Origin of the sequence: Vibrio nigripulchritudo ATCC 27043 (assembly GCF_000222685.1) — a bacterium.
In the GTDB taxonomy this organism is placed as follows: domain Bacteria; phylum Pseudomonadota; class Gammaproteobacteria; order Enterobacterales; family Vibrionaceae; genus Vibrio; species Vibrio nigripulchritudo.
Map to the genome: position 1 here is coordinate 18,432 of NZ_AFWJ01000261.1, position 19,737 is coordinate 38,168.

The following is a 19,737-nucleotide window of genomic DNA, read 5'->3' on the forward strand; positions in this document are numbered from 1 at the left end:
ATAACAGCAAGAGTTTATGAAATCTCCGAATACGTCTATGCGGGTACTGTTGGTTGATGATCTTCAATTTGAGCGAATGCAACTTGCCATTCGCCTCAAACAGTTGGGTCATATTGTGGAAGTAGTAGAAAGCGGACAACAAGCTTTGGAGATGTATACCTCATTTGACCCAGAACTCATATTACTTGATATCAACATGCCTGAGATGGATGGGTTTGAAGTTGCCCATGAGATTCGGAGTCGGTTTGAAGAGTGGGTTCCTATCATCTTCCTAAGTAGCCATGAAGAGCCAGAGACCATCGCTAAAGCCATTGAAACAGGGGGCGATGACTATCTGGTTAAGCCTGTAAACAAACTGGTTTTAGGCGCAAAGATGAATGCGATGCAGCGGATCGCCCAAATGAGGCGAGAGCTTAAACTGGTGACTTCGCAGCTTGAACAAGTGAATATGCATTTGCAACAGCAAGCCAATGAAGATGGACTTACCCAGGTTTATAACCGTCGCTATGTCGATAAGGAATTGAGAGACATGGTATCTTGGCATGGTCGACATCAGTTACCACTCACGGTCATTTTGCTGGATGTCGATCATTTCAAAGCCTACAACGACCACTATGGGCATATTGAAGGAGACAACTGCTTACAGCAAATAGCGTCAACCTTGGATAAATGCTTTGCACGCTCAGGAGAATTGGTAGGGCGATATGGTGGTGAAGAATTTATCGTTATTGTCAGCAATGCCGATCAAGAAGATGCGCTAAAGCAAGCTGAACGTATTCATCGCTCTATCCATTCCTTGGGTATCCCGCATTCTAAGTCTTCTACAAGTAACTATGTGACATTGTCACAGGGTGTGTACTCCTTTATTCCTACCGGACGAGAGACGGTTGAAGACGTCTACAGTGCTGCAGACGTCTTACTCTATAAAGCCAAGGCGGAGGGGCGAGACAGATATGCGACAGGGTAAGATTCACGGATTTCGAACAAAGATCCTAATGAGTTAGGAAGAACAGCTCAGCGCTAGCCCTTGTGCCCATTCTGGAGCGGGCTTAGTATCTTCCTCAGTTCCGGAATCCTCATCAAATGGGAAGTCTAGTAGCTTCTTCAATCGTTTCATTTCTGAAAAATCACCTTCCTGAGCACGTTCAATAGCCGTTTGAGCCATGTAATTTCTTAAGATGTACTTAGGGTTGTGAGTTCGCATTTGGTTACATCGTAACTTTTCATTACTTTCCTCGCTTTCAAGCCGTTCTTGGTACGAGCTAAACCAGTCTAGAGCGGAATCACTATTTTTAAGCTCTGCCAAGAATGCGCTTTTACCCACCTTATCTGCGTTTGACAGAGCCCTGAAGGTATTTGTGTAATCCGCTTGGTTTTCTTTCATTAAAGCGAAAAGACGATTGAAGAGTTCAGTATCTTCTGGTTTTGATTCCAGTAAACCAAGTTTATTCCTCATTAAAACGCTGTATTCCTTAGTTAGAGTGGTGTAGTACGTATCCAGCGTTTTCTGAAGATCTTCTTTAGCGATAAGCGGTGAAAGTGCCTGTGCTAATGCAGTGAGGTTCCAAAGACCAATAGACGGTTGATTGTCAAAAGCATAGCGACCCTGATAGTCAGAATGGTTGCAAATGAAACTCGGATCGAAATTTTCCATCATCCCAAAAGGGCCAAAATCAAAAGTTTCCCCTAATATAGACATGTTGTCCGTATTCATAACCCCATGCGCGAAACCAATAGACTGCCATTTTGCAATCATAGATGCAGTCCTGGAGACGACTTCCTGAAACATTGCCAAATATGGGTTGGGTTCGTCCGTAATGTTGGGAAAATGATGGTCAATAACGAAATCTGAAAATTGCTTTAAGTCTTCAATTTGATTGGTGTAGTACAGATATTCAAAATGACCGAACCGGATGTGGGTAGTTGCAACACGCACGCATATTGCACCAGTTTCGATTTCTTCTCTGTAAACCGGTGTATCGCTTGTCAGTAAGGCCAGTGCTCGAGTACTCGGAATTGCAAGCCCGTGCAGGGCTTCTGACATGAGATATTCACGAATGCTGGAACGAAGAACGGCTCGTCCGTCACCTTGCCGTGAGTATGGAGTCAGACCCGCGCCTTTTATGTGAATATCATAGCTTTTGTCATCAGTATCAACTTGAAAGAGGAGCAGTCCGCGCCCGTCACCAAGATCAGGGTTATATGCACCGAACTGGTGACCGACGTATTTCATCGCTAAAGGCGGGAAAGCGTCTAACACAGAATTACCTGAGAGCAGATCCAGCAGCTCGCCATCTGGTGATTCAGGTAGTCCTAGTTCTACAGCCAGCTTTTCGTTCCAATCAACCCACCGAACGTTTTCAAGAGGGGTCGGTGTTACCTTAGAAAAAAAGTGAGAGGGCAAATGGGTGTATGGGTGTGAGAGCTTAGCGCCTTTATAGGTGTGCATACTGCGGTCTCATGCAAAGTCTGATGTTGTCATCGTAGCATAGGGGCAGCAAGTGAAAAACGCAGATATATTGTGGATATGAAAAAGCCACCTCAATAAGGTGGCTCTTCTAACTAGCAGCAAGCTAATAATAATCAGATGGCACTGACGTCTTCGGCTTGAGGTCCTTTTTGTCCGTCTGTCACAACAAACGATACTTTCTGCCCGTCTTCCAGATTACGACGTCCCGTACCCTGAATAGCAGAAAAATGAACAAATACGTCTTTACCACCCGCTTCAGGAGTGATGAATCCGAAACCTTTATCTTGGTTAAACCACTTTACCGTGCCATTGACTTTTTGACTCATAATTAAACTCTTCTATATACAAATTGATGCAGATTGTTAGCTGCAAAATCGAACTTACAATAAAGTCGGAATAGAGGCTAGTGAATAATGAATGAACAATTTAAAGGTGTGATCTTAGACCATGTTAGTGGTAAGAATGTTATAGAATGTGACGAAAAAAAAGAGAGATATCAAAAGAGTTAACTACAAACTACGCAGTTACGACCCTTTTTCTTCGCCTTATACAAGGCTTCGTCTGCCGCTTTCAGTTACTTTCTTCGGGTGCTTGATTTCAGAGTTGTCTGCAACTCCAATGCTGATCGTGACGTTTACGGTTTTCTCTGAACTGGTGGAACCGCGCTTTTTTGAGCCAAGTTTGTCGTCTTTTGGTCTGTCTGAGCGGTTACGCACAATCATATCGTAATCGGCAACGCTTTCTCTCAGGTCTTCTAAGAATTGCATGGTTTCTTCTGCTGATTTTCCTTTAAACAGCACCGTAAACTCTTCACCACCATAACGATAAACTTTCGCTTTACCTTCGACTTTTTTCAATTGCTTCGCAACCAGTCGTAAAACGTCATCGCCAGTATCATGTCCGTGAGTGTCATTAAACTTTTTAAAATGATCCACATCCAGCATAGCGATTGAATAGCTCCGACCCAGATGTCCCATTTCATTTTCTAACGCACGTCGACTCGGAATTTCAGTAAGCTGGTCAATGAAAGCCAGTGAATGACTTGTCGACATGATGTTGTAGATCAAAAGGACTCCGGCAAGTGAAAAGAACACAGCAGAGATAAAAGATATCTGGAAAAAGCCAAAGGTAACGGTGGACAAAAGAAGGCAGTTGTATACGGCATAGTCCAATGCTTCACGGCGTGTTAACACCATGATGGCAGAGACTCCCACGAAAATCACGCTATAGAGCACAGCCAAAAAAGGCAGCTTGGATACTTGGGGGAGGCTGAAAAGAATGCCATCCCACAGTTCTTCCATACCGTTTACTGAAAAGTGCTCAACGGTAAGAAAAGCCCAGCCAATAAAAAGACCAAGCAGTGCGAGATAGGCAAGCCCGGTATTTGAAAAAAAACGTTTATTTGGAAACAGATAGACTGTCATACAAGAAACGGGCATTAGAAATGCCAAGATTGAGAATTCCAGTTTCGTTGTTCCAGTATTTAGTGGAACTTGTAATCTTTCCTGGATGACAAGATAGGCAAGCATCATGGCGACCGCTATCATGCCCATACGCCCTTGATTGAAGCTATGGCACAGCACTAAAGCGATAGAAAACAGCACATAAGGGAGAAAACCGATTGCGCCCTGATTCTGGCTGACTAAAGGAGTGAGGTAGTCGATACCATACAAAACGCCTGTTACCAGGAATAGAGGAAAGAGAAATCGAACCAGATTTGCATTAATTGCAGGGATAGTCATTATTGTTCAAAAAATCCGTCGACAGCAGCCACATACAGCCGGATCAGCTTAAAGGAATAGGATACTTTTATTCCCATAATTTCCAAGCGTTTTGCTAAACTTATTATGAAAAATAGCGTATTAGCGCGCATTTGCCTCAATTTTTATGATACAAAGTGAATAATTCTGGATGTCAGTAAGCCACAATTTCTTTTTACTTGAGTAACTTATTGTGATTACTGGGAATATTGTCAATGAAGGATAGGGAAGTACATAGATGAAAATAAGCGTTGATGTGCATAACTATATGGAAACGTTAGTGGGAAATCGACTGGGTGATCCTGATTACGCAGACGCATACGACAGTGAACAGCTAGCGGATTTGGCTTGTATTGCGCTTAACCAACTCCGTCCCATCTACATAAGACACGACATTGATTTTCTTTCAGCCCTGCCCGAAGAGCGGCTGGTTGTTCTGAGAAAACAGGTGAACGACGCGCTTCAAGCCTCTGAAAGCATGATCAAAGACGATCGCAGAAGGCGAACCGAAGACAACGTTCCGGTTGTCTTTACCAAACCTAGACGCCACGATGACGATGAATTAGAGTGGTACGAAGTACCTATTCTTAAAAAGAAAGATGATTAAGGAGTAAGTAGTGGGACTCTTCTCTCGTTTATTTGGTGGTTCGAAAGAGCAAGTTGTTCAGGAAGCTGAGCCAGTGGAATACAAGGGTTACCTGATTTATCAGGAGCCTAAAGCAGAAGGTGGTCAATACCGAATCGCAGGTCGAATCACCAAGGAGTTTGAATCTGGAGAAGTGAAATCACACACCTTCATACGATCAGATGTTTTAGCCAGTGAACAGGATGCAAATGAGTTCATGCTAAAGAAAGCTCAGATGTTTATTGACCAAATGGGCGACAGCATTTTCAACTAAAATAGTTTTTTTGCAGCACATCGAATTGATTTTAGTCACCTTTTTGCGAGCCATTAAGCAGTATGCTTAATGGCTCTTTTATTTGTTTTTGAATTTTTCAAAACTTTTTGAGTGACGAGCGTCTTAAACAAATTGAATTGCGTTGTTTTTTAACAAACTAATGGCAGGAAAATCTCATTCCATAGGGTTATATGTAATGAAAAACTGTATTTTTCTTTCACTTTACTTGAACTTAGCTCTGTCGTTAGATAAAAAATGAATATTAATTGTGCATTTAGTAGGGAATAGCTATGCAAATTGGTGTGCCTAAAGAAACACTCGCGGGTGAAACGCGGGTGGCTGCAACGCCGAAAACGGTTGAGCAGTTATTAAAACTGGGATTTGATGTCTCAGTTGAGAGCCAGGCTGGGGTACTGGCGAGTTTTGATGATGCTGCCTTCGAAGCTGCCGGAGCAAAAGTAGTCACTAAAGAAGAAGTATGGTCAAGTGACTTGATTCTTAAAGTGAATGCTCCTGACATCGACCCAAGTACAGGGACCGATGAGTTTGATTTGATCAAGGAAGGCGCGAGTTTAATAAGCTTTATTTGGCCTGCTCAAAATGAAGCGTTGATGGAGAAGTTGTCCTCCAAAAAAATTAACGTGATGGCAATGGATGCAGTTCCTCGTATTTCCAGAGCTCAGGCATTAGATGCTTTAAGTTCGATGGCAAATATTGCAGGCTACCGTGCAGTGGTAGAAGCTGCTCATGAATTTGGCCGTTTCTTTACTGGACAAATTACTGCGGCAGGTAAAGTACCACCAGCTAAAGTACTTGTTGCTGGGGCTGGCGTTGCGGGCTTGGCTGCTATCGGTGCAGCGGGAAGCCTTGGCGCAATCGTAAGAGCGTTTGATGTTCGTCCAGAAGTAAAAGAGCAAGTCCAGTCTATGGGTGCAGAATTCCTCGAAGTAGACTTCAAAGAAAATTCTGGTTCCGGCGACGGTTACGCTAAAGAAATGTCTGATGAGTTCAACAAGAAAGCGGCAGAGCTTTATGCTGAACAGGCTAAAGACGTCGATATCATTGTAACTACCGCATTAATTCCTGGTCGACCTGCTCCAAAACTGATTACCAAAGAAATGGTAGACAGTATGAAGGCGGGTAGCGTGATTGTTGATTTGGCTGCGGCTAACGGTGGTAACTGTGAATATACGGTTGCGGACCAAGTAATTACCACTGAAAATGGTGTGAAAGTTGTCGGTTATACCGATATGGTTGGACGCCTTCCTACCCAGTCTTCTCAACTTTACGGAACCAATCTGGTTAACCTTCTCAAACTTCTGTGTAAAGAAAAAGACGGCAATATCGATATCGATTTTGAAGATGTTGTATTGCGTGGTGTAACCGTAATTAAAGAGGGTGAAATTACCTGGCCAGCTCCACCGATTCAGGTTTCTGCTCAACCAGAGGCAAAACCTAAGCCTCAGCCACAAGCGGTTGAAAAAGTCGAAGAACCGAGTTCACCTTTCAAGAAGCTTGTCGCCATGGGTGCAGGTGTCCTTGCTTTCGGTTGGGTTGCATCTGTCGCACCTGCTGATTTCCTCGCTCACTTTACAGTATTCGTCTTAGCGTGTGTGGTGGGTTATTACGTGGTTTGGAACGTATCTCATTCACTCCATACTCCTTTAATGTCGGTAACAAATGCGATTTCAGGGATCATTGTTGTTGGTGCTCTGTTGCAGATAGGTCAGGGTAGCGGTGTCGTCACCTTCCTGTCGTTTATTGCCGTATTGATTGCAAGCATTAACATATTTGGTGGCTTTACCGTGACCAAACGCATGCTTGAAATGTTCCGTAAAGATTAAAGGAGAAAGAAATGTCTGCAGGATTAGTACAAGCCGCTTACATTGTTGCCGCTGTTCTCTTTATCATGAGTCTGGCGGGGCTTTCTAAGCAAGAATCTGCAAAAGCAGGGAATTACTATGGCATTGCCGGTATGGCAATTGCTCTTATCGCAACAATATTTGGCCCTGACACTTCAGGTGTTGTATGGATCATTCTAGCGATGATCATTGGTGGTGCAATTGGTATCCACTACGCTAAAAAAGTTGAAATGACTGAAATGCCGGAACTGGTGGCGATCCTACACAGCTTTGTAGGTATGGCTGCAGTACTCGTTGGCTACAACAGCTACATCGATCCACCGGCGATAGCAGTAACAGATGTTGATGCACACGCTAAACACGTTATCCATTTAGTTGAAGTCTTTCTAGGTGTGTTTATTGGTGCGGTGACATTTACCGGTTCTGTTGTAGCGTTTGGTAAGCTACGAGGTGTGATCAACTCTGCCGCTTTAAACCTTCCACACAAGCATAAAATGAACCTTGCTGCTATCGTGGTTTCTGCTTATCTGATGATTCACTTCGTTCAGGCAGACGGAAGCATGTTTGCGTTGATCGTCATGACGCTGATTGCTTTTGTTTTCGGTTACCACTTAGTCGCATCGATTGGTGGTGCAGACATGCCAGTAGTGGTGTCCATGCTTAACTCTTACTCAGGTTGGGCTGCAGCTGCTGCAGGATTTATGTTAGCCAACGATCTTCTGATTGTAACTGGTGCTTTGGTTGGTTCTTCAGGTGCGATTCTTTCTTACATCATGTGTAAAGCGATGAATCGCTCCTTCATCAGTGTCATTGCTGGTGGATTTGGTCAAGAAGTTTCTGTTTCTAGTGGCGACGAAGAACAGGGCGAGCACAGAGAGGCATCAGCGGAAGAAGTAGCTGAAATGCTGAAAAACTCTAAGTCAGTAATCATCACTCCTGGATACGGTATGGCAGTAGCTCAAGCGCAGTATCCTGTATATGAGATTACTGAAAAGCTTCGTTCACATGGTGTCGAAGTGCGATTTGGTATCCACCCAGTAGCTGGGCGTTTACCTGGTCACATGAACGTTTTGCTGGCAGAGGCGAAAGTGCCATATGACATCGTTCTAGAAATGGATGAAATTAACGACGACTTCTCCGAAACTGATACAGTTTTGGTTATCGGCGCTAATGACACTGTTAACCCAGCAGCGCAAGAAGATCCAAACAGCCCGATTGCAGGTATGCCTGTCCTTGAGGTCTGGAATGCTCAGAATGTTGTTGTCTTCAAACGTTCGATGAATACAGGCTATGCAGGCGTTCAGAATCCGTTGTTCTTTAAAGAGAACACACAGATGCTGTTCGGAGATGCTAAGGAATCTTGTTTACAGATTTCAGCACACCTATAAATCGCTGAAAACCTCTATTAATAGAAGGGAACCATCGGGTTCCCTTTTTTCTTATTGAAATAGGTGACGCCGTCACAATGTTAGATGAATGTAAGAAGGGTGACCATAAACACAGCAAATGTCAGGTATTGGTTAATAACGCCGAGCCGCAGTTATAATCGCAAAGTTATTAGTGTTATATTGACTCTCCATTTACAAATGCCATAGAGATCGAACCCGCTTTGCTAAGGAACCTTGTTTATTTGTCTTTAAGCTGCCTTGTTTCTTCGGGCGCTTACGCACAAAGCTTGCCGGAAAGAATCGAGGAGTTCAAAAGCCAATTTGACACTTCCAAAGCAATAGATTCCTATGACATGCGAGTAATCCAATCGGATTTCCCAAACAAACTGTTGACACCAGAGTCAATGCTTCCTCAAACAGCCAGCTATCCTCTTCGCGATATTCAACGCTTATACAAACTGTCTGAATCCTGTAAGGGGAAATTGCCTTTAAGCCCTCTGATCACTGAACCACTGGTATTCACACGTGCAATATGTAAAGGCACGAGACTTCCTATCAAGTGGTTTGCGCGTTCTGGGTTGATTCACCCAGGTGGTGGTACTTATGCTGCACGTTACGCTGTAACATATCCTGCAATGTATGATGAACTTGAAGACTACATGCACATTGAGGAAAGACCTGAAGCCAGTCCAAATAGCTTACTAGGTCGCCTTCAGAGAATGGATTACATCGCGATGAAGGCTCTGCTATCTGGCTCAGAGATGCTGATCAGTGAAAATGAACTTTGGTTAAGGCAAGGGGATGAGTATCTACTGTATCAGGAAAGTATTTGGAACCCTCTTCTCAAAGAGCTTCAAATCCAGGCATCGCTCTACAACGGAAAAGGTAACTGCTTTGTCAAAAGTGGGAACATTTGTTGGGAAGTAGAAAATCATTCCGATTTGTTGCTTCACGTCATGATTGGACTGGCTGTTTTCAATGTAGCATTGATTTTAGGTTGGGCAGTCACTCGATGGAATAGTAAACGGAAAGAGATGAAAAGCCGTATGTTGGTTCTTCAGATCTTAACCCATGAATTAAGAACACCTATTGCCAGCTTGTCTTTGACAGTTGAAGGTTTCAGAAGGGAGTTTGAGAATCTTCCGGAATCTGTATACGACGAGTTTAGACGTTTGTGTGAAGATTCCCGAAGGTTGCGTCAATTGGCAGAAGCAAGCAAAGACTATCTTCAGTCTGATACCCAACAGCTTTCTACGGAATGGCTACCTTCTGTCAAAGAATGGTTAGATTTTAGGTTCGAAGATCTCGAACAGCCAATTGAAATTGAACTCGATAGGGACAGCGCAATCAAAGTTAATATTTATTGGTTGGGCACGTGTCTAGATAATTTAGTCAATAATGCGATCAAATACGGTGTCGCCCCGGTTTCACTTAAGGTCGATACCAAAAAGAATTGCGTCATTTTTAGTGTTACCGACCAAGGTAACTTGACCAAGAAAGATTGGAAAACACTCAGAAAGCCTTTTGTGAGTAAGAGTGGATTAGGGCTGGGTTTGACCATTGTCGAATCAATGGTTGAGCGAATGGGAGGCAAGATGTCTCTGCAAGGCCCACCTACAACATTTAAATTGGAGATACCCTGTGAAACAGACACTGCTTCTGGTTGAAGATGATAAAAACTTAGCGGACGGATTGCTTGTTAGCCTGGAGCAAGCAGGATATGAATGTCACCATGCAGAAACTATCGCGGAAGTTAGCCCATTGTGGGACAAAGCTGATCTCGTAATTCTGGACAGACAGTTACCAGATGGTGATTCTGTTGGTCATTTACCTGAGTGGAAAAAGATAAAACAGGTGCCGGTCATACTGCTTACTGCTTTGGTTTCCGTTAAAGATAAAGTGAACGGTTTAGATGCGGGTGCAAATGACTACTTAACCAAGCCATTTGCAGAAGCGGAATTGTTCGCTCGAATTAGGGCTCAAATGAGAGCTCCGGATGGTGAAGAGCTAGACGAAGCGCGCGTAACCACTGACAACCTGATCATCGATAGAAATACCCGAGATGTTATCTACAAAGACGAGTCGGTTACTCTTACCCGCACAGAGTTCGATCTTCTTCTGTTTTTGGCTACCAACTTAGGACGCGTATTTACACGAGACGAGTTACTTGATCATGTATGGGGATATAACCATTTTCCAACTACACGAACAGTCGATACGCATGTTCTTCAGTTACGACAAAAGCTACCTGGCATCGACATTGAAACCCTCCGCGGTGTTGGATATAAGATGAAAAGCTAATGGTAAAACACCTAATTGCTAGCTTGGTTTGTCTAGTGCCACTGACTGGAAATGCCACCAATCAGTGGTTTGAGCAGCAGACTTCTTTAACGAGTGCGCATCAAAAGTTGCTGGAGGATGATCTCGAAGGCACCTTTGATGCGATCGTGGAAGTCTGGCAGCAAAATCCTTCCAAGTACGTTTCCGATCATCTTGATCAACTGTTTCTAAAGTCGATTGAAAAAGACTGTGGGCGGTCGCTAAATAGTGAAGGGCTTCCTGATTGGTTAGATGAAGTGGTCATTCGAAGACAAATGATCCAGTCTCCCGGCAGAAACAACTCAAGTGTGATCATTGATGTACTAAGCAACAAAGACGTTGAGTCCATTGAATTAGATCGATGGGGAGAACAAAACATTTCAAATGAGTCCACATTTGAGAAGTTGAGTTCAGAAACATCCGAGCAAAGTATCTATCAGAAAAGATACAGCTTAAATACTCGCCTTACGAGTGGTTTGTATCTGTTGAAAATTAAGCCTGTCAACGAAGAGGCTTGGGTCACGTGGGCTGTTATGGCTGAACCCCAAGCGAAGCAAGTTGTACGCTGGCAGTCAAAAGACAACTGGAAGGTGGAGAAAACGAGTCTCCTGAACAAACATTGCCCTCTCCCTGTTTTGAACATTTCTTTGTTTGATTACCTTGATGGCAAATATCAAAAAGTTTGGACTCAAGACTATGAAAGCGATTACCCAAATTCCATTCCGTTAAGAGACTTAGACCCCGATAGATATGTTTTGGCGGTTTCAATAACTCATAGACGCTGGCAAGGTGCAGTTTCTATTGAAGATCAACAAGTAATTAGTAAAACCTACGACATTTCGGTGGATTAAAAATTCTAAAGATCTGATAATTTAAGCCGATAATGATTAAAAGGACAAAGTTACGGTTTGATTATGAAAAAAATCAGTTTATCTATATCCACTGCGGTTGCGTTAGCTCTGGCTACTTCATCAGTTTCTGCGGCTAATTACTCTGTTGATGGTCGAGGGGACGCGATGGGAGGAGTGGGTGTTGTATCGGCTGATTTCCTGTCAGCACCATTTTATAACCCTTCACTTGCTGCTTTATATCGTCGTGATGACAATGCAGGGATGATCATTCCAGGCGTCGGTGTCAGCTATGTCGACAACGGCAAGATGCTAGCCGATATTAAAAATGCCGCTGATGCAATTGATGGCAATGACCCTGCTCAGATCTTATCCGTTTACGATGACCTTGTCGGGGACGAGATTGCACTTGATATTGGTGTAGTCGGTGCCTTCGCTATCCCCAATCAGTTTGTATCGATGAATGTTTTTGGCAAGGTCTACACAGAGTCATACATTACAGCGGATATGGCACCTAGCTCAGTGCCGGATATAGACAAACTCGACCAATCTCTGATTAAAGTGATGGGGATAGGTGTTACCGAGCTTGGAATTACTTTCGCAAAATATTACACGCTATTCGGTCAGCATATATCGATAGGTGCCTCGCCAAAAATTCAGCGTGTTTATACCGTTGCAAGCCATGCATCGTTTTCTAACTTTGGGTTTGGTCGAATCACAGATTCCACATCAGGCGAGACCGCATTCAACCTGGATTTGGGGGCAGTTTGGTTTTACGGTCCTTTTCGCGTAGGCGCTTCAGCCATGAACATTATGACTAGAGATATCGAAACCGCGCAGGAAACAGTTAGCGCAGGTGGACGCAATGTACAAATTGGCGACACCTATGAACTTCGACCAAATTACACCGTTGGTGCTGGTTTAGTTGGTGACTATTATACGTTCAGTGTTGATTATGATCTGGTTACTCGTAAGAAATTCCAGGGAATGTCCGGCGACGATTCCCAAATGCTTCGAGCAGGGTTGGAAGTTGATCTAATGAGGCAGCTACAATTGCGAGGCGGATATTACACCAACTTAGCCAAAGAAAACGATGAAGGTACGTTTACAGCGGGTATAGGATTATCTCCACTGGGTATTATTACTATGGACATAGGCGCGAGCTATACCAACGCAAACTCTATGGGTGTATACGTTAATTTTCTTGGCAACTATTAAAATATCCTGTAAATTTTGCCTCCTTTAACGGAGGTAGAAATGTTTCAAGATTTACCTAATCTCACACATGAAGAACAGCAAGAAGCGGTAGAGCGCATTCAAAAATTGATGGAGCAGGGTGTGAGTACTGCAGAGGCAATTAAAATCATTGCCGACGAAATTAGAAATGAAAAGAAAGGCTAGGGGAGACCCTAGCTTTTTTGTTTTCATGCACCTGTAAATTCCGCCCGACCAAACTTACCTTTCCTTCTACCAGTTGGCTTTTTCGCGCCAACATTTCCCTTACTAAGAATCCTTTAGTTTTTTCAAGCGGTATTTTAAAGCCAATGAAAGTGACAGGGGAGATATGTGACACCCTGAGCTTTTAAGTAAAACAACGGATTCCGGCGTAGCGATTAGTGCTGCATTTGGTTCAATTGCATTTAAAAACAATAGTTTATAAAACAGGTGGATATTCTGACCAAGTTCGAGTAGTAAGCACTTACTAAGACCGTAGAGAAGCAATGCGTTAGTTATCCACAGGATATTATCGGTTTTTATGTTTTTTTGATTTTGGTAGGACCAAAAAAGACCCGCTTAATGCGGGTCTCTAAATGAAATAGTTAAGTCGGAGTGTAATGACTATTTTGAGGCGATAATTTTGCAGTTAGGTAAGGTGTAATGGGTTTTCGTTAGGCATAGCCTTATTGCTGCTTCCTCTGCATCAACCTTAGAGCTTTCATCTGAAGAATAGCCAAGCAAACCTAATTTGTTGCCAGCAATTGCTGAATGAGTAGTTGCCTGACTAAAGCGTTCAAATACATCAATATCCTGCATGCTTGAAACTTCTTTCGGATAACCGTTTGTATCGACAGTAACCTGAGTTTCCTCATAAGCGACGACTTTACATCCCTCAGGGTTAGTCGCACGAGCGCTGCATAAAAATAAAGCTTCTTTCTTTGCCGCTTCCAGACTTATTTTGTCGGTCGCAAAACCAAAGGACATCGCTCTTTTTCCTTTCCAGTAAACAGCAAACGCTTTATTACCAGGTTTTTCTAAATAGGCGTTATATCTTTGTGTCATCCATGAGTGGGGATAGTATTCAATACTTTCTTGAAGTGTTTCGGAGGTATAGCTATCTAAATTTAAGCTATTAACTTTCTCCGAGATCGTTGTAGCACAGCCTTGCAAAGCTAAAATGCCGGCAGCCAAAACCCAGCGGTATTCCATATAATTCTCGTGAAAAATTGCTTCTGTATAAAAGTGGATATTCGTTCAATAGTATGCGATTCGCCATAAAAAATGTATAGGTATTTCAACTGTGAACTGTGATGTTGGTGCGAATAATTCACGGCGTGAATTCCAAGTGCTTTAAATATGTCCTAGTAATTATTTTCTTGTCAGTAAAATTATTTGCGGACAGCATGCATACTTAAATCATGTATTCTTTTAAGAGTTCGATATTAGAATGAAATCCAAGGGAACAGCCATTACGAGATTGGTCATAAGTTCTATGTGGTAGAGCTCCCTTTTACAATACCTTTGGTGCGTATTATCTATCTTATGTTAAATAAGATGTCAGTCTACGTCGATTCTGATGCATTAAGCTCTCCCTTTCCCTTCAAAAGCCATGCAATTTAACCATAATCCTATTTACCATAAAATAGCTAATAGTCATTTCTTTAATCAGAGATTAAGCAATGACTATTAGCTGTGAGTCCATACTATTGACTGTTTGTCAGGCACAAAAAAGCCAAGCGCTTTGCTTGGCTCTAACTTCTTCTGAATTCTATCAACCGCCGGCTAACTTAACGGTGTGTCCTTTTTTCTCAAGGTGCGCTTTTATCTTATCGCGGTTGTCACCCTGGATCTCGATGTTGCCATCTTTTACTGAGCCACCGCATCCGCAAACCTTTTTCAGTTCTGCTGCTAATAGTTTTAAAGGTGCATCGTCAAGGTCTAATCCTGTTACGATGCAAACGCCTTTGCCTTTTCTGCCTTTTGTTTGGCGTTGAATACGAACAATGCCGTCTCCTTTTTCTCGTTCTGGCTTGGCTTCTTCGGCTTTAATTCTTCCAACTTCTGTTGAATATACAAGAGACATTTCAATTTCTCGATTTCAAATAGTGTTGAGCATTTTAGCCTTTTTTGGCGGCGGCAGCCAAGTGCGCATCAATGTGTTTCTGAATAGCCAGCTTACCACCTTTGATCAGGCGACCATTGAAAAAACAATACCATGCGTTAGGTGCACCAGTATCGTTTTTTAATTGAAAACCGTTATAGTTCTCTTCAGTTCCAGCTGCCACGGCTTTCGCTTCAAGAGAAGCAAATTCCTTCGGATCAATCAGTGACGCAGTTTCACACCACCAGTCAATGCTCTTTTTCACAGATGCTAAGCTTCCAGAAAGTACTCTGTTTTTAATCTTTACTTGCCAGACTTGTCCATTAGATGACTGCAAAGTAAATCCGCGATGCATGCTATTTGCCATAATAGTGAACTCTTAGTTCTTTGTTTCTATTAATAATAATTGTAATCCTTGGATTCGCAAGTAGAATTACTTAACAAATGCATGGTTATGGTGCGTTAAATTGAGAAAAAACATCACTCCGATCACAAATCTAGAAATTAAGACTGCAAGCATAAGGCAATTTTCCGATGCAGTTAACTTAGATATGCTAGACAGCTTGACTCAAGGGTGTTACTCGGTTAACTCGTTGAAATCCATGCTTAACGATTGGAATTTGTTCGTAGCGTTTTGCCAAGATAGACATGTTTCTCCCCTACCCGCTTCTGTCACCGCCACCAGGTTGTTTCTTAGTACTGAGAGTAAAAAGAAAAAATTTCCATCCATAAAAAGATTCGCGTTGACGATTGGAACCATACACAAAATTCACGACTTGAAAGACCCAGCAAACCATCGCCAGATAAAGTTTCTGTTGAATGAGCTTCGTGCATCCAAAAGTGAAGACGTTAAAAGTGCAAGTGCCTTTACCAAGGCGTATCTAGACAAACTGCACACACTGCTTTCCCCCTCAATTCTGCTTAAAGATATGCGTGACTTGGCGATTTATCACGTGATGTTTGAATGTGCTTTGAAGCGTTCAGAGCTAAGGCAACTCAGTTTTGAAGACATTTCTTACGCTAATAGTCTTGCTCATATACAGGTGCAAGACAAAGTGTATGAATTGAGTTCTCAAGCTTCGACAACACTGAAACGTTGGTTGAGCCACAATACGACGGACATCCCTTTTTGTCGTATCGATAAACACGAAAACCTTTATGACTCCAGGCTTGATGATTCTTCAATCTATCGCGTGTTTCGTAGGGCAAGTGATTTACTTTGTTTGTCGGAAGATCAGAGGCTATCGGGGCAATCTAGTCGAGTTGGTGCGGTGCAGGAACTGGCTTTTCAAGGATATCGACTTAAAGATATTCAAGATTTCGGGCGTTGGTTGAGCCCGGTTATGCCCGCTCAATACCTTGGAAGAACGGGCAAATCCAGTGCTGAAAAATTAAAATTTATCTCGATCAAGCCGTGGGATTAGATAAAGCATTGTTTATAGCGTTACTCAAGAAGTCCTTGAAGCTGACGCCATGATGTTCAACCATTTTAGGGAACATGGAGATTGGCGTCATACCCGGGAAGGTGTTCACCTCGTTTAGGTAGATTTCATTATCTTCAGTTAGGAAGAAATCAATTCTGGAGAGATCTTTCAAACCCATTTGAAGAAAGACTTTTCTGGAATGTGACTGAATTTCTTCGATCTGTGCGTCAGTCAGCCTTTCTGCTTCAACTACCGTGAGTGAATGGCTGTCTGCTCCATACTTTTCTTCGTATGTGTAGTACCCATTCTCTGGAGCGATGACTTCCCCAGGCTTTGAGATGATCAGTTCGCCGTTATGTTCAAACGCTGCAACTTCCAACTCTCTTGGTTTCACGGCTTTTTCGATTAATACCTGATCCGAGAAAGTGAACGCTTTGTTTACTGTTTCACTTATTTCTTTCGATTCCGTGACCTTGTAACATCCGACTGAAGACCCTTGACGCGCAGCCTTTACAAATAAGACTCCCCACTCTTCAAATGCTGTTCTTGCCTTTTCATGAGCATCTTCATTGTTTGAAGATAGAAAAACGTATGGCGTGTTTGGAATGCCTAATGCGTCATACCATAACTTAGAGGTAATTTTATTGAAGCTGTTGATGCTTGCTTCTGGTCCGCATCCAAGATATGGAATTTTTGCCAGCTCAAAGATAGACTGAACATCCCCAGTTTCGCCCGGAAAACCATGCAGGCAAGGAACGATATAGTCGATATGAATTTCGTGAGATTCACCTTTAAGATTTGAATGCGAAATGTCTAGCTCAGTTTTTTCTCCAGAGCTTAGTCGCCACTCATCTTTAGTCATTTCAACTCGAATGACATTGAAGCTTGGATCTAACTGAAGTTGTTGCTGAACATAGTTTGCGGAAACTAACGAGACTTCATGTTCGTTTGAGCCCCCGCCGCATAGCAAAAGGATGTTTTTTCTAGTCATTGATGGGTTCTTTCCATGAAAAACTGCATGCCAATATTCTAATAGTTTGACTATTAATTATCAGTAATTTTTGAGTCAAATCTCGGCTAAACGGTTATTGCTAGCGCAATAGCCCGCGACATTGAGCAAATATTAAACGTTAAATTCTAAGTGATGAGCAACAAAAAAGGGCTAACGCCCTTCTTTGTTAATTTAGCTTATCCATTACCGGATATTCAGAGTTTTTAATCGCATCAATACTTTTCGGGAAAGGTTTAAGCTTTTGGAATTCTTCTGGCAGTGAAGCGATGGCAGCTTTAGCTTCCGCTGACGTTGCGTAGTCACCATAAAGAATTGTGTACCAGTTAGTGCCTTTCACTTGCTTGTAGTTACCCCAGATTGGCTGACCTACAGGCAGGCGTTTTGCGAAGTGCTCAAGTTTACTTTCACGGTCCAATGCTATTACTTGGATCGTATAGCCGTAACGAGGATTCGATTTTAGTTGATTGTCTGTTGGCGGAAGAATCTTGATCTTTTTCTTTTGAACTTGAGGTTTTGGCGCAAGTTTCACCACTTTTTTCTCTTCTTGCATTGGTGCAGCAGCCACCATAGCGGTATCAGGCTTTTCTGCCATAGGCATGATTTCCTTCACCGTTTCTTCTTTTATCTGTGCTTGCTGAGTAATCGGAGCTTGTATTGAGTCTACCTTGTAATCCTCTTTGTAGGATTCAGATGTCACTTCTTTTTCATACGTGTCCGATGCACAAGCTGCTAGCAGCATAGAGAGACTGATAATTGATATCTTTTTCATGGGTCATTATTACGCTAATTAATTCTTTCCAAATCATGCACATTGATTCAAAGAGAATCAAGTGCAGCTCTAGATTAATTGTAAACTATCTCGTGACGATTCCCACATAATTCACGTGTCAAACCAAAGTGTTGAAACTTTTTGCGAGTATTGTGGAACCGACAACACCAATTGCTGTGACAGATCACATCCGCTGTATTCAGATCAGCGATAATAAACATGGATGCTTTACTATGCGGTGAGTCTAATCAACCGCTTAAACGTATTTGAGGTGTGAATGAACCGACTGGATAAGCTGCTAAAACCGACGTCTGTCGCCGTAATTGGCGCTTCGCAAAAGCCATACCGAGCTGGTGAAATCGTTATGAAGAACCTTCTCCAAAGCGGTTTTCAGGGCGCAATCATGCCAGTTACGCCCAAGTATAAATCGGTTTGTGGTGTACTTGCTTATCCGAATGTTGAGTCTTTACCCATCGTACCCGACCTTGCCATTCTCTGTACTCATGCTGATCGTAATGTCGAATTGTTTGAGCAAATTGCAAGAAAAGGTGTGGGCGCAGTCGTTATTCTTTCCTCCGATATGTATGGAAAAGACGCCGAAGGCATCTCTTATGAATCGAGGTGTCTTGAGATTGCTAAACGATTTAACGTAAGAATTCTAGGTCCTAACAGCCTTGGTCTGATATTACCCTGGCATAACTTTAACGCTTCTTTCTCACCAGTAACCGCGCTGCCCGGAAAAATCGCGTTCATTTCGCAATCGGCGGCGGTGTGTACAACAATACTCGACTGGGCGAACGACAAGCAGATTGGTTTTTCAGCTTTTATTTCTATAGGGAACGGAGCGGATGTCGATTTCGATGAACTGCTGGATACCTTATGTACAGACAGTAAAACCGAAGCCATATTGCTCTACGTAGACAGCATAAAAGACGCGAGACGCTTCATGTCAGCTGCTCGTGCGGCTAGTCGAAACCGTCGGATTCTGGTCTTAAAAGGCGGTCGTTCTATCGCTGGCCAAAAAGCGGCAACCCTTCATACCGGAAGCGTCCCAAGCCTTGATGTGATCTATGATGCCGCGATTCAACGTTCCGGTATGCTACGGGTAAAAAACACTCATGAATTGTTTGCCGCCGTAGAAACCTTGACTCACTCTGTCCCGCTTAGAGGGGAACGTCTTGCGATAGTTACCAATGGTGGCGGTCCTGCCATCATGGCGATTGACACACTGATGGACAAAGGAGGCAAACTTGCAGAACTGAGTCAGGAGACCACTGAAAAGTTAAACAGTCACTTGCCTTCAAGCTGGTCGGGGTGTAACCCCATAGACATGATCGGTGACGCCAATAGCCAGAGATATATCGATACCATCAATACTCTGATGGACGGCGACGAGTTTGATGCTCTGCTTATTATGCACAGTCCGTCTGCTGTCGCTCATTCAACCGATACAGCAAAAGCGATCATTGATTGCGTCAAATCGCATCCCAATTATAAGCGATTCAATATTCTTACCAACTGGTGTGGTGAGCAGAGTACAAAAGAAGCCAGAAAGCTGTTTACCCTTTCAGGTATTCCAACCTACAGAACACCTGAAAGCGCCGTCACTGCATTCATGCATTTGGTGGAATACCGTAGAAACCAAAAACAGTTGATGGAAACCCCAG

19 protein-coding genes and 1 pseudogene are annotated in these 19,737 nt (G+C 42.9%); 12 read left to right on the forward strand and 8 right to left on the reverse strand.

Annotated elements, in window-relative coordinates; genetic code table 11:
* Positions 1 to 16 precede the first annotated feature (16 nt).
* The gene (locus RH89_RS17280) at positions 17 to 967 is read left to right on the forward strand and encodes a GGDEF domain-containing response regulator (RefSeq protein WP_004404823.1); all 951 of its coding nucleotides are present in this window, start codon (positions 17 to 19) and stop codon (positions 965 to 967) included.
* Positions 968 to 1,000: 33 nt separating this feature from the next.
* Here the strand turns inward: RH89_RS17280 and RH89_RS17285 are convergent, their stop codons facing one another.
* From RH89_RS17285 to RH89_RS17295, 3 genes and pseudogenes are all read right to left on the reverse strand, one after another.
* Entirely contained in the window at positions 1,001 to 2,449 is a 1,449-nt protein-coding gene (locus RH89_RS17285) for a protein adenylyltransferase SelO (protein WP_004404824.1), read from the reverse strand.
* A 134-nt stretch (positions 2,450 to 2,583) separates the two neighbouring features.
* Positions 2,584 to 2,796: a cold-shock protein gene (locus tag RH89_RS17290; protein WP_004404830.1), complete on the reverse strand. Its 213-nt coding sequence runs from the start codon at positions 2,794 to 2,796 to the stop codon at positions 2,584 to 2,586.
* A gap of 179 nt (positions 2,797 to 2,975) precedes the next feature.
* Positions 2,976 to 4,212 (reverse strand): annotated as a pseudogene (locus RH89_RS17295) (GGDEF domain-containing protein).
* A 256-nt stretch (positions 4,213 to 4,468) separates the two neighbouring features.
* Between RH89_RS17295 and RH89_RS17300 the strand changes: the two are divergent.
* The 9 genes from RH89_RS17300 (at position 4,469) to RH89_RS29295 (ending at position 12,947) form a co-directional block, all read left to right on the forward strand.
* Entirely contained in the window at positions 4,469 to 4,837 is a 369-nt protein-coding gene (locus RH89_RS17300; protein WP_004404837.1) for a late competence development ComFB family protein, read from the forward strand.
* A 10-nt stretch (positions 4,838 to 4,847) separates the two neighbouring features.
* Complete coding sequence (locus RH89_RS17305; RefSeq protein WP_004404839.1) at positions 4,848 to 5,129, forward strand: HlyU family transcriptional regulator; 282 nt, start codon at positions 4,848 to 4,850, stop codon at positions 5,127 to 5,129.
* A 290-nt stretch (positions 5,130 to 5,419) separates the two neighbouring features.
* The gene (pntA, locus tag RH89_RS17310) at positions 5,420 to 6,973 is read left to right on the forward strand and encodes a Re/Si-specific NAD(P)(+) transhydrogenase subunit alpha (protein WP_004404841.1); all 1,554 of its coding nucleotides are present in this window, start codon (positions 5,420 to 5,422) and stop codon (positions 6,971 to 6,973) included.
* Between the two features lie 11 nt (positions 6,974 to 6,984).
* Positions 6,985 to 8,379: a Re/Si-specific NAD(P)(+) transhydrogenase subunit beta gene (pntB, locus tag RH89_RS17315; protein ID WP_004404845.1), complete on the forward strand. Its 1,395-nt coding sequence runs from the start codon at positions 6,985 to 6,987 to the stop codon at positions 8,377 to 8,379.
* A gap of 221 nt (positions 8,380 to 8,600) precedes the next feature.
* Positions 8,601 to 10,046, forward strand: coding sequence for a sensor histidine kinase VxrA (vxrA, locus tag RH89_RS17320; protein WP_050811557.1), 1,446 nt, complete (start codon positions 8,601 to 8,603; stop codon positions 10,044 to 10,046).
* Positions 10,021 to 10,680: a response regulator transcription factor VxrB gene (vxrB, locus tag RH89_RS17325; RefSeq protein ID WP_004404848.1), complete on the forward strand. Its 660-nt coding sequence runs from the start codon at positions 10,021 to 10,023 to the stop codon at positions 10,678 to 10,680. Before vxrA ends, vxrB begins: the two co-directional genes overlap by 26 nt.
* Positions 10,680 to 11,549, forward strand: coding sequence for a DUF2861 family protein (locus RH89_RS17330; protein WP_004404850.1), 870 nt, complete (start codon positions 10,680 to 10,682; stop codon positions 11,547 to 11,549). The genes vxrB and RH89_RS17330 overlap by 1 nt, the downstream gene beginning before the upstream one ends.
* A gap of 63 nt (positions 11,550 to 11,612) precedes the next feature.
* On the forward strand, positions 11,613 to 12,764 hold the full coding sequence (locus RH89_RS17335; RefSeq protein WP_004404853.1) for a conjugal transfer protein TraF: 1,152 nt from the start codon (positions 11,613 to 11,615) through the stop codon (positions 12,762 to 12,764).
* A 39-nt stretch (positions 12,765 to 12,803) separates the two neighbouring features.
* Positions 12,804 to 12,947: a YoaH family protein gene (locus RH89_RS29295; RefSeq protein ID WP_004404854.1), complete on the forward strand. Its 144-nt coding sequence runs from the start codon at positions 12,804 to 12,806 to the stop codon at positions 12,945 to 12,947.
* A gap of 438 nt (positions 12,948 to 13,385) precedes the next feature.
* Here the strand turns inward: RH89_RS29295 and RH89_RS17340 are convergent, their stop codons facing one another.
* From RH89_RS17340 to RH89_RS17350, 3 genes are all read right to left on the reverse strand, one after another.
* Positions 13,386 to 13,973 carry a hypothetical protein gene (locus RH89_RS17340; protein WP_004404855.1) on the reverse strand — a complete coding sequence of 196 codons (588 nt, stop codon included), beginning with the start codon at positions 13,971 to 13,973 and terminating at the stop codon, positions 13,386 to 13,388.
* Positions 13,974 to 14,535: 562 nt separating this feature from the next.
* Positions 14,536 to 14,847, reverse strand: a complete 312-nt coding sequence (gene yciH / locus RH89_RS17345; RefSeq protein WP_004404856.1) for a stress response translation initiation inhibitor YciH — start codon at positions 14,845 to 14,847, stop codon at positions 14,536 to 14,538.
* Between the two features lie 34 nt (positions 14,848 to 14,881).
* Positions 14,882 to 15,232 carry a DUF3319 domain-containing protein gene (locus RH89_RS17350; RefSeq protein ID WP_004404859.1) on the reverse strand — a complete coding sequence of 117 codons (351 nt, stop codon included), beginning with the start codon at positions 15,230 to 15,232 and terminating at the stop codon, positions 14,882 to 14,884.
* A gap of 376 nt (positions 15,233 to 15,608) precedes the next feature.
* Here RH89_RS17350 and RH89_RS17355 point away from each other — a divergent pair, with 376 nt between their 5' ends.
* Complete coding sequence (locus tag RH89_RS17355; protein ID WP_004404869.1) at positions 15,609 to 16,289, forward strand: tyrosine-type recombinase/integrase; 681 nt, start codon at positions 15,609 to 15,611, stop codon at positions 16,287 to 16,289.
* Here the strand turns inward: RH89_RS17355 and RH89_RS17360 are convergent.
* Positions 16,273 to 17,280: a D-alanine--D-alanine ligase gene (locus RH89_RS17360; RefSeq protein ID WP_004404872.1), complete on the reverse strand. Its 1,008-nt coding sequence runs from the start codon at positions 17,278 to 17,280 to the stop codon at positions 16,273 to 16,275. The two genes, RH89_RS17355 and RH89_RS17360, sit on opposite strands and share 17 nt — an antisense overlap.
* A gap of 187 nt (positions 17,281 to 17,467) precedes the next feature.
* Entirely contained in the window at positions 17,468 to 18,070 is a 603-nt protein-coding gene (locus tag RH89_RS17365; protein WP_022561434.1) for an SPOR domain-containing protein, read from the reverse strand.
* A gap of 277 nt (positions 18,071 to 18,347) precedes the next feature.
* Here RH89_RS17365 and RH89_RS17370 point away from each other — a divergent pair.
* Positions 18,348 to 19,737: acetate--CoA ligase family protein (locus RH89_RS17370; protein ID WP_004404879.1), on the forward strand; the 1,390-nt coding region annotated here is incomplete at its 3' end.

Bases quoted from the DNA above. Each gene is read 5' to 3' on its own strand.
- RH89_RS17280 (WP_004404823.1), top strand. From the start codon at position 17: ATGAAATCTCCGAATACGTCTATGCGGGTACTGTTGGTTGATGATCTT.
- RH89_RS17285 (WP_004404824.1), bottom strand. From the start codon at position 2,449: ATGCACACCTATAAAGGCGCTAAGCTCTCACACCCATACACCCATTTG.
- RH89_RS17290 (WP_004404830.1), bottom strand. From the start codon at position 2,796: ATGAGTCAAAAAGTCAATGGCACGGTAAAGTGGTTTAACCAAGATAAA.
- RH89_RS17300 (WP_004404837.1), top strand. From the start codon at position 4,469: ATGAAAATAAGCGTTGATGTGCATAACTATATGGAAACGTTAGTGGGA.
- pntA (WP_004404841.1), top strand. From the start codon at position 5,420: ATGCAAATTGGTGTGCCTAAAGAAACACTCGCGGGTGAAACGCGGGTG.
- pntB (WP_004404845.1), top strand. From the start codon at position 6,985: ATGTCTGCAGGATTAGTACAAGCCGCTTACATTGTTGCCGCTGTTCTC.
- RH89_RS17330 (WP_004404850.1), top strand. From the start codon at position 10,680: ATGGTAAAACACCTAATTGCTAGCTTGGTTTGTCTAGTGCCACTGACT.
- RH89_RS17335 (WP_004404853.1), top strand. From the start codon at position 11,613: ATGAAAAAAATCAGTTTATCTATATCCACTGCGGTTGCGTTAGCTCTG.
- RH89_RS29295 (WP_004404854.1), top strand. From the start codon at position 12,804: ATGTTTCAAGATTTACCTAATCTCACACATGAAGAACAGCAAGAAGCG.
- RH89_RS17340 (WP_004404855.1), bottom strand. From the start codon at position 13,973: ATGGAATACCGCTGGGTTTTGGCTGCCGGCATTTTAGCTTTGCAAGGC.
- yciH (WP_004404856.1), bottom strand. From the start codon at position 14,847: ATGTCTCTTGTATATTCAACAGAAGTTGGAAGAATTAAAGCCGAAGAA.
- RH89_RS17350 (WP_004404859.1), bottom strand. From the start codon at position 15,232: ATGGCAAATAGCATGCATCGCGGATTTACTTTGCAGTCATCTAATGGA.
- RH89_RS17360 (WP_004404872.1), bottom strand. From the start codon at position 17,280: ATGACTAGAAAAAACATCCTTTTGCTATGCGGCGGGGGCTCAAACGAA.
- RH89_RS17365 (WP_022561434.1), bottom strand. From the start codon at position 18,070: ATGAAAAAGATATCAATTATCAGTCTCTCTATGCTGCTAGCAGCTTGT.